Origin of the sequence: Polaromonas eurypsychrophila, assembly GCF_014641715.1 — a bacterium.
GTDB classification, from domain to species: Bacteria; Pseudomonadota; Gammaproteobacteria; order Burkholderiales; family Burkholderiaceae_C; genus Polaromonas; species Polaromonas eurypsychrophila.
This window is the reverse complement of the sequence record NZ_BMIG01000006.1, coordinates 54,797-68,629: the sequence shown is the minus strand read 5'-3', so window position 1 is coordinate 68,629 and position 13,833 is coordinate 54,797. Positions and strand designations below refer to the sequence as shown.

11 protein-coding genes and 1 pseudogene are annotated in these 13,833 nt (G+C 61.6%); 9 read left to right on the top strand and 3 right to left on the bottom strand.

Annotation, left to right across the window (positions count from 1 at the left end; genetic code table 11):
- Positions 1-30: 30 nt before the first annotated feature.
- Complete coding sequence (locus IEX16_RS09915) at positions 31-1,944, top strand: propionate--CoA ligase (protein WP_188708328.1); 1,914 nt, start codon at positions 31-33, stop codon at positions 1,942-1,944.
- A 95-nt stretch (positions 1,945-2,039) separates the two neighbouring features.
- Here IEX16_RS09915 and IEX16_RS09910 read toward each other — a convergent pair whose 3' ends face one another.
- On the bottom strand, positions 2,040-4,184 hold the full coding sequence (locus tag IEX16_RS09910; RefSeq protein ID WP_188708327.1) for a tetratricopeptide repeat protein: 2,145 nt from the start codon (positions 4,182-4,184) through the stop codon (positions 2,040-2,042).
- Positions 4,185-4,257: 73 nt separating this feature from the next.
- On the opposite strand from IEX16_RS09910, the gene IEX16_RS09905 reads away from it, so the two are divergent.
- Complete coding sequence (locus IEX16_RS09905) at positions 4,258-5,250, top strand: glycosyltransferase family 4 protein (protein WP_188708326.1); 993 nt, start codon at positions 4,258-4,260, stop codon at positions 5,248-5,250.
- A 1,189-nt stretch (positions 5,251-6,439) separates the two neighbouring features.
- Here IEX16_RS09905 and IEX16_RS20355 read toward each other — a convergent pair.
- Both IEX16_RS20355 and IEX16_RS09895 read right to left on the bottom strand, forming a co-directional pair.
- Positions 6,440-6,847, bottom strand: a pseudogene (locus IEX16_RS20355) (FecR family protein); the annotation flags it as partial.
- 77 nt (positions 6,848-6,924) lie between these two features.
- Positions 6,925-8,256, bottom strand: a complete 1,332-nt coding sequence (locus tag IEX16_RS09895; protein WP_188708324.1) for a surface lipoprotein assembly modifier — start codon at positions 8,254-8,256, stop codon at positions 6,925-6,927.
- 264 nt (positions 8,257-8,520) lie between these two features.
- Here IEX16_RS09895 and IEX16_RS09890 point away from each other — a divergent pair, with 264 nt between their 5' ends.
- The 7 genes from IEX16_RS09890 (at position 8,521) to soxX (ending at position 13,777) form a co-directional block, all read left to right on the top strand.
- Complete coding sequence (locus IEX16_RS09890) at positions 8,521-8,904, top strand: ArsR/SmtB family transcription factor (protein ID WP_188708322.1); 384 nt, start codon at positions 8,521-8,523, stop codon at positions 8,902-8,904.
- The gene (soxC, locus tag IEX16_RS09885; protein WP_188708320.1) at positions 8,898-10,229 is read left to right on the top strand and encodes a sulfite dehydrogenase; all 1,332 of its coding nucleotides are present in this window, start codon (positions 8,898-8,900) and stop codon (positions 10,227-10,229) included. The genes IEX16_RS09890 and soxC overlap by 7 nt, the downstream gene beginning before the upstream one ends.
- Complete coding sequence (locus IEX16_RS09880) at positions 10,213-11,328, top strand: c-type cytochrome (protein ID WP_188708319.1); 1,116 nt, start codon at positions 10,213-10,215, stop codon at positions 11,326-11,328. The genes soxC and IEX16_RS09880 overlap by 17 nt, the downstream gene beginning before the upstream one ends.
- Before the next feature lie 122 nt (positions 11,329-11,450).
- Complete coding sequence (gene soxY, locus IEX16_RS09875; RefSeq protein WP_188708317.1) at positions 11,451-11,918, top strand: thiosulfate oxidation carrier protein SoxY; 468 nt, start codon at positions 11,451-11,453, stop codon at positions 11,916-11,918.
- Positions 11,919-11,964: 46 nt separating this feature from the next.
- Positions 11,965-12,276, top strand: coding sequence for a thiosulfate oxidation carrier complex protein SoxZ (gene soxZ / locus IEX16_RS09870; RefSeq protein ID WP_188708315.1), 312 nt, complete (start codon positions 11,965-11,967; stop codon positions 12,274-12,276).
- 40 nt (positions 12,277-12,316) lie between these two features.
- The gene (gene soxA, locus IEX16_RS09865; RefSeq protein ID WP_188708313.1) at positions 12,317-13,114 is read left to right on the top strand and encodes a sulfur oxidation c-type cytochrome SoxA; all 798 of its coding nucleotides are present in this window, start codon (positions 12,317-12,319) and stop codon (positions 13,112-13,114) included.
- 15 nt (positions 13,115-13,129) lie between these two features.
- The gene (soxX, locus tag IEX16_RS09860; RefSeq protein WP_373288317.1) at positions 13,130-13,777 is read left to right on the top strand and encodes a sulfur oxidation c-type cytochrome SoxX; all 648 of its coding nucleotides are present in this window, start codon (positions 13,130-13,132) and stop codon (positions 13,775-13,777) included.
- Positions 13,778-13,833 lie beyond the last annotated feature (56 nt).

Here is a 13,833-nt window from a genome sequence, read left to right as displayed (position 1 = left end):
TGCTGCAAAAACAATCACGGAGACAGACCCATGACCAGCTACGCCGACTTTTACCGCCGCTCGATGGATGAGCCCGATGACTTCTGGACCGAGCAGGCTCAATTGATCGACTGGCAGCAGCCCTTCACGCGTGTCTGCAACCATGACAAGCCGCCGTTCGTGCACTGGTTCGAGGGCGGCAAAACCAACCTTTGCCACAACGCGGTGGATCGGCACCTGAAAGACCGTCCCGACCAGGCCGCGCTGATCTACGTCTCGACCGAAACCGGTGTAGAAAAAACCTATAGCTTCGCCGAACTGCACCGCGAGGTGCAGTGCATGGCAGCCAGCCTGCAGGCGCTGGGTGTGCAAAAAGGCGACCGCGTGTTGATCTACATGCCCATGGTGGCTGAGGCGGCGTTTGCGATGCTGGCTTGCGCGCGGCTGGGTGCGATTCACTGCGTGGTGTTCGGTGGCTTCGCCAGTGGCTCGCTGGCATCGCGCATTGACGACGCGACGCCCAAAGTCATCGTCAGCGCCGATGCCGGTTCGCGCGGCGGCAAGATCGTGCCCTACAAGCCGCTGCTTGATGAAGCCATCCGCCTGTCCCATCACAAGCCCGAGGCGGTGCTGCTGACGGATCGCGGGTTGGCGCCCATGAACATCGTCGCTGGGCGCGACCAGCTGTGGAGCGACTTGCGCGTCAGGCACATTGATGCGCAGGTGCCCTGCGCGTGGCTCGACTCCACAGACATCAGTTACACCATCTACACCAGCGGCACCACCGGCAAACCCAAAGGTGTGCAGCGCGACACCGGCGGTTACGCGGTGGCGCTGGCAGCCAGCATGAAACACATCTTCGACGGCCGCGCCGGTGAGACTTATTTTTCGACCAGCGACATCGGCTGGGTGGTGGGCCACAGCTACATCATTTACGGACCGCTGATTGCCGGCATGGCCACACTGATGTACGAAGGCCTGCCGACCCAGGGCCTGGACCAGCAGCCCGATGGCGGCATCTGGTGGCGGTTGGTCGAAAAGTACAAGGTCACGGCGATGTTCAGCGCGCCGACGGCGGTGCGGGTGCTGAAGAAGCAGGACCCGGCCCTGCTTAAAAAATACGACCTGTCCAGCCTGCGCGCCTTGTTCCTGGCCGGCGAGCCACTGGACGAACCGACCGCGCGCTGGATCAGCGAAGGCCTGCGGGTGCCCATCATCGACAACTACTGGCAGACCGAGACTGGCTGGCCGTTGCTCACGGTGGCCAACGGCGTGGAAAAAACGCCCAGCAAATTTGGCAGCCCCGGCATCCCGATGTACGGCTACCGCGTCAAGCTGCTGCATGAATCGACCGGTGAAGAGCTGACGCAACCCAACGAGAAGGGCGTGGTGGTGCTCGAAGGCCCGACGCCGCCAGGTTTCATGCAAACCATCTGGAAAGACGATACGCGCTTCGTCAACACCTACTGGAAAAGCGTGCCAGGAAAAATGGTTTACAGCACCTTCGACTGGGGCATACGCGACGAGAATGGTTATTACTTCATTTTGGGCCGCACCGACGACGTGATCAACGTGGCTGGCCACCGGCTCGGTACGCGCGAAATCGAGGAGAGCATTTCCGGCCATGCCGGTGTGGCCGAGGTGGCGGTGGTCGGCGTGGCCGACAGCCTCAAAGGGCAGGTGGCGATGGCCTTTGTGGTACCCAAAGACAGCAGCGTGCTGCTTGATGCCGCAGCCGCGCTCAAGCTCGAAGGCGAGATCATGAAACGTGTGGACGGTGACCTGGGAGCGCTGGCCCGGCCCTCACGTGTGCGATTTGTATCGGTGCTGCCAAAAACCCGCAGCGGAAAAATGCTGCGGCGGGCGATCCAGGCGGTCTGCGAAGGGCGTGACCCCGGCGACCTTACGACGATGGATGATCCGGCCGCCTTGCAGCAGATCAAGGAGCTCGTGAGCGCTGACTGACTGTGCCGGAAAGACAGAGATCTGATGCAGTTATCATCGAAATATGCCTCCGGCCCATTAGGAATGAGCGCAACCAGCTATCGAAATGGTAGCAACTAGCGCCGGGACCCGGGCACGTCAAAAGCCTCTGGCGGCCGGCCGGCGCGCGCGCGGCCGGCCATGAAAGTCCAGGCGGCTTCCAGCTCCTTGACGCGTGCCTGCAGGTCAAACAACGGGGCGGTCGCCTTTGCCTCCTGCAGGCGCCGGCGCAGGTCGGCGAGCTGGCTGCGGTCGCGTCCCAGTGCCACCACGGTGGCGCTGTAGGACGCATGGTCCTGCACCACACATTGCGGCAAGCCCGCCGCTCGGAGAATACTTCCTCCCAGCCGCGAAGCCATGCTGTTGCCCGCGCAGCTGATTGCGGGCAGCCCCATCTGCAGCGCGTCAGTCAGGCTCTGGTTGGCGTTGAATCGCAGCGGATCGAGAAACAGGTCCCCCAGCGGCATCAGTGCGAGCGTGTCGCAGCCTGTGGCGCCGCCGGCAAACACCAGCTGCCGGGCAGCGACGCCTGCGCCTTGTGCCACGCGCGCCAGGTTGGCCTGCGCCGCAGGCGTGTAGGCAGGCAGCCACAACACGGCGTCCGGCAGGGCAAGCAGCAATGCCATCCAGGTCTTGAAAGTCTGGGGGTCAATCCGCAGGGGCGGCACCAATGCGCATAACACCAGCGCACCGGCGGGCAGCCCGGCATCCTTGCGTGTCAACGCCGGCGCGGCGGGCGTTTGCCCGTATGCCGCCAGCCAGCAGGTGTGGGGAAGCCGCACCTGCGCGGCGCACTGCCCAACGAAGTCTTCTGCGTCCGGGTGGATAAAAGTGTCGGACAGGTTGTAGTCATAAGGGCCGCGCGGCAGGCGGCGCTGCCAGGACAGCTGCTGAAGCTGCACTGGAGCGACGCGCCGCTGGGCAATACCGGGGCGCCACGAGGGCGTGCCGAAGCCCAGATCCATCCACAGGTCCAGCGGGTCGAGCCGGATGCGCCGCACCGCTTCTTCATCGGTGAAGTGCGCGATCTCGACAACCTGGTGAGGTAAAAGCGGTTCTGCGAGCACCTCCTGTGGCTGCGGCGTTGGAGAGTACACATGAAACACAAAACGCGCGTGATCGTGACATGCCAGCTGGGCGGTCAGCGCTGCCGTGGCAGTCAGATCACGCAGGCTGTGGGCGCTGATGCCGATGTGGATATGCTCGTCGCGCCTCAAGCTGCGTTTTCCGGAGAAGGGCGGTTGCGGTTTTTCAAGGGGCCTTGCCAATGCTGTCCAGGTAGCTTGGACGGCCTGCGTCATTTCGTCTTCGCTCAGAGGCAGGGCCAGGCCAAAAAGCAGGGCCAGGCGCAAGTCCCGCCCCTGGCCGGGAAAGCGCTCCGTGGCGATCTGCTCGCGCAGCGCTGCGGTCAGACGCTCTTGATCGCGCCAGTCACATTCTTCCATGGCGTCGAAGGCTTGCCGACTGAAAAGCACACGCGCGTCCGGCTCAATTGCGGGCGCATGGGCGGACTGCGCTGCCGTGCCGCCATGCAGAAAATGCTGCAGTACGGTCGTGGCTTCGGGGTTCAGCGCGGCCAGGGCCTGGTCAGCCGCTTCGAAGTCGGCGGCAAGCGCCAGTGCGACTGCGCGACGCATGGCAATCTGTGGGTGCTCTGGGAAGTGGTGCAAGGCCTTGTGAAGGTGGGCCAGCGCGTCGGTGTGGCGCTGGGCACCCATCAGGAAGTCTGCCAGGTAGATCCAGGCATCCTGGTTCGCCGGCGCCAGCGAAAGGCAGCCTGTTGCATGACCGATGGCATCCGCCCATCGGCCCTCGCGCGCGGCCATCAGCCCCAGCTGCGTCAGCGCCGGTGCATGGTCTGCGTCGAGGGTCAGGGCGTGTTCGAAGTAAGCTCGCGCCAATGGCCATTGCCCGCAGGCCGATGCCGCAATCGCGAGATTGGTGGCGCCGTCGGGATCAGCCAGCAGCAGCTTTTCGACGCCAAGCAAGAGCTTGAAGGCGGCGCTGGGGCGGGACAACTCGAACAGCAGGGTTGCGCAGGCCGAAACCGCGTGGGCATTGTCCGGTGCCAGCGTCCGTGCCGATTCAAACGCGACCAAGGCCTTCACGCGATCACCGGCCCCATGCGCCGCGACGCCGCTGGCCATCAGGGCGCTGAATTCCCCGGGTTCATCTGGCGCAGCGTCGGCAATGGGAGCGGCGCAGGGCTCTGGGGAGGTCATGATTGATTATGTGACAGACTCTCATGAGTGCAGATCGCCCGCTCGTTTGCCGATGCATTGTTGACCCCCACTCATGAACCCCAGCGCCGCCCTCCAGTCATCTGCCACCTTTCATCTGGTCGGCTACTTTGACGACCCGTATGCCGGTGCTGAGCATGAACTGTTGGCGCTCGCCGGACTGCTGGCGCGCTCACGGCCGGTCCAGCTCTGGTCGGTGGTTCCACCGCACAGCGGGTATGCGAAACAGGGAGTGATGGCAGTTCAACCCTTTGCCGGGAAGTTTCCCCGCCATGGTGTGTTGATCTGGGGCGGGGCCCATATTCCGCCGGCCCTCTGGCTCAAATACGCACGGTTTGAACGCGTCATTTTGCAATGTAACCTGGCCAATTGGGAGCGCTTGTTTGCCTTGATCGAGGTGTTGCGCGAAACCACGTCCATTGATCCTGAACTGGTCTTTGTTTCGCAGGCCTTGCGGCTCACTGCGGGCCTGCCGGGCCGGGTTGTTTACAGCCCGATGGATATTCAGCCGTTTCTGCAGGCGGCGGGTTCCAGGGCGCGTCCGGCGGGAGGACCTTTGACCGTGGGGCGAGTCAGCCGCGATGCGCCGGACAAACACCACCCGCTGGACCCCGATCTTTACCGCATGCTCGCGGCCACGGGTTGGCGTGTTCGCATCATGGGCGGGACTTGCCTGGCGGCGGCGCTGCAAGATGTGGAAGGAGTGGAGTTGCTGCCCGCCGGTGCCGAAGAGGTTGGGGATTTTTACCAGACGCTGGATATCTTTTTTTACCGTACCGGCACGACCGTCGAGGCGTACGGACGCGTGGTTGCCGAAGCCATGGGCTCGGGATTGCCTGTGGTTGCGGGCAATCTGGGTGGTTATGTAGAAGTGATTGTTCCCGGAGAGACGGGATTTCTCGTCGCCTCGCAGGAAGAGGCCTGGGATGCGCTGCAGGCACTCGCCGACAACGCCGGTCTCCGGGACGCCATGGGACGCGCCGGAATGCGACAGGCCGAGCTGCTGCATGGCGAAGCGGCCATTTCAGCAGCGCTCGCCGCCTACTAGTGCTGCAACCTGGAAGTATCGGAACAAGATGAAAGTGATGGATTCGTGCCCAGGGCAAGGCGCAAGCCGCAGCGAAGGCTGGGCGCCTTCGCAAGGGTTGCAACGCCGCCATGGGTGCGAAGACGCGCTTTCATGTTTCGATATTTTCGGGTTGCAATACTAGTCCCCGCTATTTCTGGAACACCGCTGCGCCGGCCACGTAGCCGCTGGTAATGTATTTGGCGTAAGTCAGGCCAATCAGGCTGCCGGTCGCACCAACGAACACGCCTTTCAAATACCCGGTACCGGTAAATGACGGTTTGTTGCCGCTGGCGGTGTTGGCAATGACGCCAAACGATGTGTTGATTGACGAATTGACCGTGTACGCTGTCGACGTGAAGTTCACCGTCAGGGTTGCGCTGTTGAGCGTGCCGGCGACTCCGTTGCGTGTTGGCGCGGTACCTCCCACCAACAGGTAGGTCGCAGTGCCTCCACCGAGCATCAGGCTGGTGATCTGTGTTTGCGGGGTGGGGCGACCCGCAATGTAGTGCACCTGATCCAGCAGGGTGGTGCCGGTGTATTCGTACTTGCCGGTGGTCCAGGTACCCCAGCCAATGAAATTGGGATCAGAGACATTTCCGACCGATTTGAAATTCGCTTCAGCTTGCGGTGTACCTGTTTCTGACCATTTGGGATTGTTGAACGTCGGATCCTGGGCGCTCAGCAGCTTGTTGTCGCTGAAAACCGTCGTCGGGTTGTCGGTGGTCGAGAACGGGAAGTCCGAGCCACTGGCGGTCCCGAACCCCACGACCTTGATGTTTGTGAAGGTGCGTGAAACTGGCGGTGCAGGTGCAGGTGCAGGTGCAGGTGCCGACGCCGGAGCGGGCGATGGCGCCGGAGAGGGCACTGGCGCCGGAGCTGGAGCTGGAGCTGGAGCCGGAGCCGGAGCCGGAGCCGGAGCTGGCGCTGGCGCTGGCGCTACGGCAGTAATCACCCGCGATTTCCCGGCATCATCAGCCTTGTCGCCAGCCACATTGGCATCTTTCTGGGCGCTGGGCGTTTCCACCTTGGCCTGCTCGCTGGTACGCACCGGCGGCGTTGTGCTGTTGATCACCCTGACTGACTCGCCTGCCACCAGGCCAATACAGCCGCTCTGGTTGCAGACTTCAATTTTGTCCAGCTCGCTGGTGATGCCCAAGGTACCGTCAGCGTTGTAGCCGACCTTGAAGCCCGATCCACGGATGCCGATGGTGGCCGTGGTGGTGGTGAGTTTGTAGTTGTCGCGGTTGCGTTTGCCGATCAGCCCGGTGATGGCGCGCATGCTGCCGCGCAGCAGGTCCACCAGAAAGCGGTCTTCCTTGGGGTCATTCTGGTCAACATAGTTAGCGATCTTGAATTCGGTGTTCGGCTGCAGGGAGATCAGGCCGCCGTCGGTGAACTTGACCTGGGCGCGGCCGTTGGTACCGGTGACGATGGCGTTGCCGCTGTTGATGTCACCGCCTTTGGCCAGTGCGGTCGTTCGGCCGTCGGTCTGGCGCAGATTCACTTCGCCAGCAGTGAACTGGGCAACTCCCGCCAGCGCATGGGCTTGCAGGGGGTAAGCCGCAGCCAGGGCCATCAGCAAGACCGCATTTTTCAGTTTGAAGGGTTGTTCCATGAAGCAGCCTTGAATGTCTTTCGGGGAAACCGGAGCGCTTAAAAATCCTTGCGTACTGTTACGGACAACACCCGCTTGCTGAAATCCGAAATGGCGATATTGGAATCCGTCTTGAGCAGTGAGAGTTGTGGCGTGACACGCCAGTTGACAAAGGGAACCCAGGTCAGCCCGAGGTTGAGACTGGTTTGCTTGTCGCGGCGAGTCACCAGAAAGAACGGGTCGGCGCCGCCGTAGCGTCGTTCTTCGTACCCCATGTTGGCAAACACATCGACATCCGCATTGACAGACTGCTGCAAGCCGGCGCGCAGGCCGGCCAGGTGATGCCCGAGATGGGGAACATTGGCAGCGCGTTCGTTCTCCGTTCCGACATATCCGCCACCGAAAGCCAGCAAGCCGCTGCGAAATGCTGTGGCGTAAGAGGTGCCCAGGACAAACCGCTCGGCGTCCCGCAGGCTCTGTCCCGGATAGCGCAGCGTGGACATCTGCAGGTAAGTGCTCCACTGACTGGCCGCCTCGGGACGGTGGGTCCATTCACCCACCACCCCGCGCTGATCCCTGACGCCGCGGTTGTCGGCCGAGAAGCTGCCAATCTGTGCGGCAACCGTGAATTCGTCCTTGTCGATCTTGTAGCTGCCACCGGCGCTGAGATCGAACTGGTTGGTGTCGAAGTCGTTGTAGTCGTTGTTGAAGCGGTAGTTGCCGGAAGCGCTGGCGATCAGGGACAGGCGTGGATCGATGACAAACCGGCCGGAGACCCCGGCGCCCACGCTGTAAAAGCTGTCCTTGAGCTTGACGCCTGTGCGGTCCAGCGTCAGGACCAAACCACCCAGCGAGGGAACTGCGACATTGGCATTGCTGGGGCCGCTGTTGATGTTGCTGTCCCTGCCGATACCGGCTTCCACGTAGGCCTTGATCGAAGAGCGCGCGGCTTCTTCATTGCGGTCGATGGCTTGCAGAAATTCATCGATTTTTCGCGCCGCTTCGGGAGGGATGCCGTCGCGTTTTGTTTCCTGGAGCACTTGGCGTGCTGCCTGGTTGTCGCCCAGGGCAAACAGCGCGCGACCGAGTTCGGCGCGGGCGCGGGAGTTGCCTGGTTGTACGGTCAGCACGCGCTCCAGCGCAAAAACCGCGCGGGTGAACTGACCGGTTTCGTTGGCGGCGATGCCCAGGACGGTGTCAAAGTCCGGGTCGCCCGCGCGCTCGGTTTCAACCGCGGCCAGTTGGGCAAACGCTTGCTGGGATTTTCCCTGCTCCACGAGAAGCAGTGATTCGCGGACCAGTGCATCGGCTTGGGCGTGCGCAGGGCCGGCAAGCCACAAGGCGCAGGCGCATCCACTGAGGAGCAATTGAGAAAACCGTTTGGCGAACATAGTACGTATGAATTAGTAACAACCACGGATTAACTAGGGTTTTATAGCACGCACATATGCAAGCTGTTCGTTTTTTGTGGTGACTTTTGCGCACTTATTCGCGGCTCGGCAGGCGTTGTTGCGTTAGCACGCCAGTCAAGCAGCGTGTGCACGTTAACGGTGCCCCAAGCAACGCTGAACAATTTTCTGTAAGGGTATGCCCGCTACATGGGTTCGTCGTAGCAGCTTTAATATCAGCCATTGCTTATATTAAAGATTGCTTTCATGAACACCATGATTCAGGCCGGTGCCAAATCAGAACAGGGACGGGTTTTTGAACTCGCAGCCGAGCTGTTTGCGGTACTGGCTACGCCGATGCGTTTGCAGGTGTTGAGTGCGCTGTGTGAGCGCGAGAAATCGGTCAGCGAATTGCTGGCCGAAATTGACACGACGCAACCCAATTTGTCGCAGCATCTGGCGGTGCTGTACCGCACCGGTGTGGTGGCCAAACGCAAGGAAGGCACGCAGGTGATTTACCGCGTTCAGAGCGAAAAGGCGGTGGCCTTGTGTCGTGGGGTGTGTACCCAGATTGCGATCGAACTCGATGAGCCGGATGCGCTCCCGCCGGGTCAAGCCATATCACCCGCGCAAATAGCCCGCCCATGCTGAGTCGTTTTATCCGCCGCGCGCCTGAAAGCTTCCTGGATCGTGAGCAGATCCAGGCGGTCCGTTCCGGACGCCGCGGCTTCCTGGCTGGCGCCGTGGCAGCAGCGGCCGGTGCCATGGCGACGGAGCGGGCGCTTGCGCTGGCAGGCGATGACCCCGCCATCATGAATCTGCCCGCTCACAGCAAAGGCCTGGGTCAGCCGGTAGCGGCGAGTGGCTACGGCCAGCCCAGTGAGTGGGAGAAAAACCTGCAACGTCGACAGAGCCCCGGTCTAACCCGGGTGCCTCAGTCCAGCGTGAGTTTTGCACCGCTGCAGGGCCTGTTTGGCATTATCACGCCGAGCGGACTGCATTTCGAGCGGCATCACCAGGGCTGGTGGGACATTGATCCGTCCAGGCACCGGCTGATGATCAATGGCTCCGACGACAGCCTGCTCAAGCGGCCCACCGTCTTCAGCATGGACGAACTGATGCGCCTGCCCAGCACCAGCCGCATGCACTTCATCGAATGCGGCGCCAACACCGGTATGGAGTGGGGCAATGTGGCGGTGCCGACGGTGCAATACACCCACGGCATGCTCAGCTGTAGCGAGTTCACCGGCGTGCCGCTTCGCACCCTGCTGGAGATGTGCGGCGCCGATTTCAAGCGGGCGAAATTCGTGCTGGCCGAGGGCGCTGACGGCTCCGGCATGACGCGCACCATTCCCATGAGCATGGTGCTGGACGGCCAGGTGCTGGTGGCCTATGGTCAGAACGGTGAGATGCTGCGCCCGGAAAACGGTTACCCGCTGCGCCTTGTTGTGCCGGGTGTGCAGGGCGTGAGCTGGATCAAGTATTTGCGGCGGATCGAGCTTGGCGACATGCCTTACGCCACCAAGGATGAGTCGATTCATTACGTGGACCTGCTGCCTGACGGCACACACCGGCAGTACACCAGCATCCAGGAGGTCAAGAGTGTCATCACCTCGCCCAGCGGCGGGCAGGTCCTGCTGGAAAAAGGCTTCCACACGATCACCGGGCTGGCCTGGAGCGGCCGTGGCAAGGTCAAGCGGGTGGACGTGTCAGTGGACGGCGGGAGGAACTGGACGCCGGCGCGGCTCGAAGGGCCGGTCCTGTCCAAGTGCCTGACCCGTTTCAACGCCGACTTTGTCTGGGACGGCAAGCCGGCCTTCTTCCAGAGCCGGGCGGTGGACGAAACCGGCCAGATTCAGCCGACTTATGGCGAGCTGCGCAAGGTGCGCGCGTCCCGCAGCATCTATCACAACAATGCGATCCAGTCCTGGGCGCTGGCGGAAAACGGCGAGGTCGGCAATGTCCAGCTGTCTTAAGTTTGCATTCCTCGCGCTGGCGTTTTGTATGGGTCCGGCATTCGCCGCCGGTCCGGCCGAAAAATTCCCCGGCATAGGCCGTGCGGCGACCCCCGCTGAAGTCAAGGCCTGGGACATCGACGTACGCCCCGATTTCAAGGGACTGCCCAGGGGCCAGGGCTCGGTGCGCCAGGGTGAGATGGTCTGGGAGGCTCAATGCGCGTCCTGTCACGGCAGCTTTGGAGAGTCCTCAGACATCTTCACGCCGATTGCCGGCGGCACCTCGGCAGAGGACATGCGCGCAGGGCGGGTAGACAGCTTGCTGCCGGGCGCCAACCAGCCCCAGCGCACGACCTTGATGAAGGTCGCCACCTTGTCCACGCTGTGGGACTACATCAACCGGGCCATGCCCTGGAACGCGCCCAAATCGCTGAGCGCCGATGAGGTTTATGCCGTCACGGCCTACATCCTGAATCTTGGCAACATTGTCCCGGCCGAGTTCACCCTGTCCGATACCAACATCCGCGAAGTGCAGGAGCGCTTGCCCAACCGCAAGGGCATGACCTCGGCGCACGCGATGTGGCCGGGCCGGGAGCTGGGTGGCCAAGCCCGACCCGATGTACAGGGTTCAAGCTGCCTGCGCGATTGCAAAAAAGACGTGACTGTGAAAAGTTTTTTGCCTGACTACGCCCGCAATGCACATGGTCAACTGGCCGAGCAGACTCGCCTTGTCGGCGCCAGCCGCGGTGCCGACACGAGCCGGCCACCCGCCGAAAGATTTATGGAAAAAATGCCTCCAGCCCCTCCCGGACAAGCGCAAGCAGCTCCTGAAAAGATAGCAACTAACGCGCCGACCGGTGCTGCAGGGACCCGCGCCGTGATGCCCATGCTGCAAAAAAACGCCTGCATTGCCTGCCATGGCATGGACAGCAAGATGGTGGGTCCCTCGTTCAGGGATATAGCCAACAAATATAAAGACCACGCTGACGCGTTGAATTACCTGTCGGGCAAAATCAAGGCTGGCGGACAAGGCGTCTGGGGCAATATCCCGATGCCGCCGCAGGCCCTGAGTGAGGCGGAATCCAGACGGCTGGCCCAATGGCTGGTCAAGGATTTTTGACATGGAACAGGTGTCTGGCGTGGTTGCGGCTCGGATAAATACCTGTCCTCGACCCGCGTTTTTGTTTCCAATCGTGTTCAAGTTTTAAATAAGCTGAAGTTATATTCAAAGGAGTTCAGACCATGGAACGTCGTCATTTTCTAGCCACTGGTTCAGGCGCCACTGCACTGGCCCTGGCCGCCTCGGCCGGGCTGTCGCCGGCCCAGGCGCAAACCGCTGCCGCCTGGAACAAGCTCGCATTTGAGAGCAAGACGCTGGCCGAAGCCGCCAAGGCCATGGGCGCGACAACTGCGCCGGTTGAAAGCAAGGATCTGATCCTGCAAGCGCCGGAAATTGCCGAAAACGGCAGTGTGGTGCGCGTCGGCGCGCAGAGCAACATCGCCGGCACCACGCAGCTGGCGCTGGTGGTCGAGAAGAACCCGAATGCTCTGGCCGCTTTGTTCGACATTCCTGCCGGCACCGATGCCAATGTGTCGACTAACGTCAAGATGGGGCAGTCGTCCAATGTGTATGCGCTGGCTAAGGCTGGCGACAAGTTCTTCTACTCGGTCAAAGAAGTGAAAGTGACTTTGGGCGGTTGCGGCGGCTGACCGGCTGCGCCTGCAAGTGCTTTAACTCAAACTTCAAGGAAAAATCATGTCAGATCCAATGAGAATCCGGGCCCAGGCCCAAGGCGACAAGACCACCGTTCGCGTACTGGTCAGCCACGAGATGGAAAGCGGTCAACGCAGGGATGCAGCCGGGAAAATCGTGCCGGCCTGGTTCATCCAGAACATCACTGCCACCCACAATGGCAAGACCGTGATGAGTGCCCAGTGGGGGCCGGCTGTGTCGAAAAATCCGTTCATGCAGTTTGCCTTCAAGGGTGCCAAGGCGGGTGAAAAAGTCATTGTTAGCTGGACCGACAGCAAGGGCGAAAAACGCACCGACGAAGCCGTCATTTCCTGAACGGCCGTTGGTGCGTTCATAACAACACGAGGAGCAAGCGATGAAATGGAAACTGGTGGGTCTGGCTGCCTTGGGCCTGCTGCCCATGCTGGCGGTAGCGCAAAAAACCACGGCCGAGGGTATTGCCGAATACCGGGCCATGCTGGCCGATGGCAACCCGGCCGAGCTTTTTGAGGCCAGGGGCGAAGCCCTGTGGAAACAGGCCCGCGGTCCCAAAAACGCCAGCCTCGCGCAGTGCAACCTCGGCAAGGGCCCTGGCGTCGTCAAGGGCGCTTTTGTTGAACTGCCGCGTTACTTTGCCGACACGGCGCGGGTGCAGGACCTGGAGTCGCGTCTGCTGACCTGCATGGAAACCCTGCAGGGCTTCAGCGCCGAGACCGTCGCCAAAACGCCGTTCGGCAGTGATGAGCAAAAAACCATCGAGTCGCTGGTGGCTTTTATTTCCGGCGAATCGCGCGGCATGAAGTTCAACCTGCCGCAAGCGCACTCCCAGGAGAAGCTGATGTACGCGGTCGGCAAGCAGGTGTTTTACCAGCGCGGCGGGCCCTATGACTTCTCCTGCGCGTCCTGCCATGGCGAAGACAACAAGCGGGTGCGTTTGCAGGACTTGCCCAACCTGACGAAGAACCCCGGCGCCGGCGATGGTTTTGGCGCCTGGCCGGCCTACCGGGTCTCAAGCGGTGACCTCTGGAGCATGCAGCGCCGCCTGAACGATTGTTATCGCCAGCAGCGTTTTCCGTTCCCCGGCTATGCCTCGGACGTGACCATTGCGCTGGGCGTGTACATGGGTGTGAACGGCAAGGGCGGTGTTTCCACCGCGCCCGCCCTCAAGCGTTGAATTGAGCAGGACATCATGATGAAAAAATCTTATCAACAAACGGGCTTGCTGGCCCTGACGGTGCTGCTGGCCAGTTGCGCCACCGGTCCTTCGCCGCAGGATGTGGCCGACGCGACGCAAAAAGTGCTGAAGTCTTCGTTCCGGGACCAGGGCATCGCCAAAACTGCCTGGCTGGACCAGGACGCCTCCAACAAGAACTGCTCGGAAGCCCAGGGCGCTGCGCTGGATGAAAAACTGGCCAAGGCCATTGAAGAAGCCAACTTCAAAACCTTGAAGATGCCCTCTGATGGCAAATTTATCGGCGACTGGCGAGAGGGCGAAAAAATCGCCCAGAACGGCCGTGGTATGACCTGGAGCGACGCCGCCGGCTCGGCCAACGGCGGCAGCTGCTACAACTGCCATCAGATCAGCAAGGAAGAGCTTTCCTTCGGCTCAATCGGCCCCAGCCTGTACAACTACGGCAAGTTGCGTGGCGTAGCGGACCCGGCGGCGGCGGCCAGCAAGCCCATTGTCGATTACACCTGGGGCAAGCTCTGGAATGCCAAGGCCTACAACGCCTGCTCCGGTATGCCGCGTTTTGGCCATGCCGGTATCCTGAATGAAGCCCAGATGCGCCATGTGATGGCGCTGCTGCTGGACCCGCAATCACCCGTGAACAAGTGATTATTACGGGAATTTAGTGCTCATATCTGCCTGTAGCCCATGACCAGCGGGCTTAG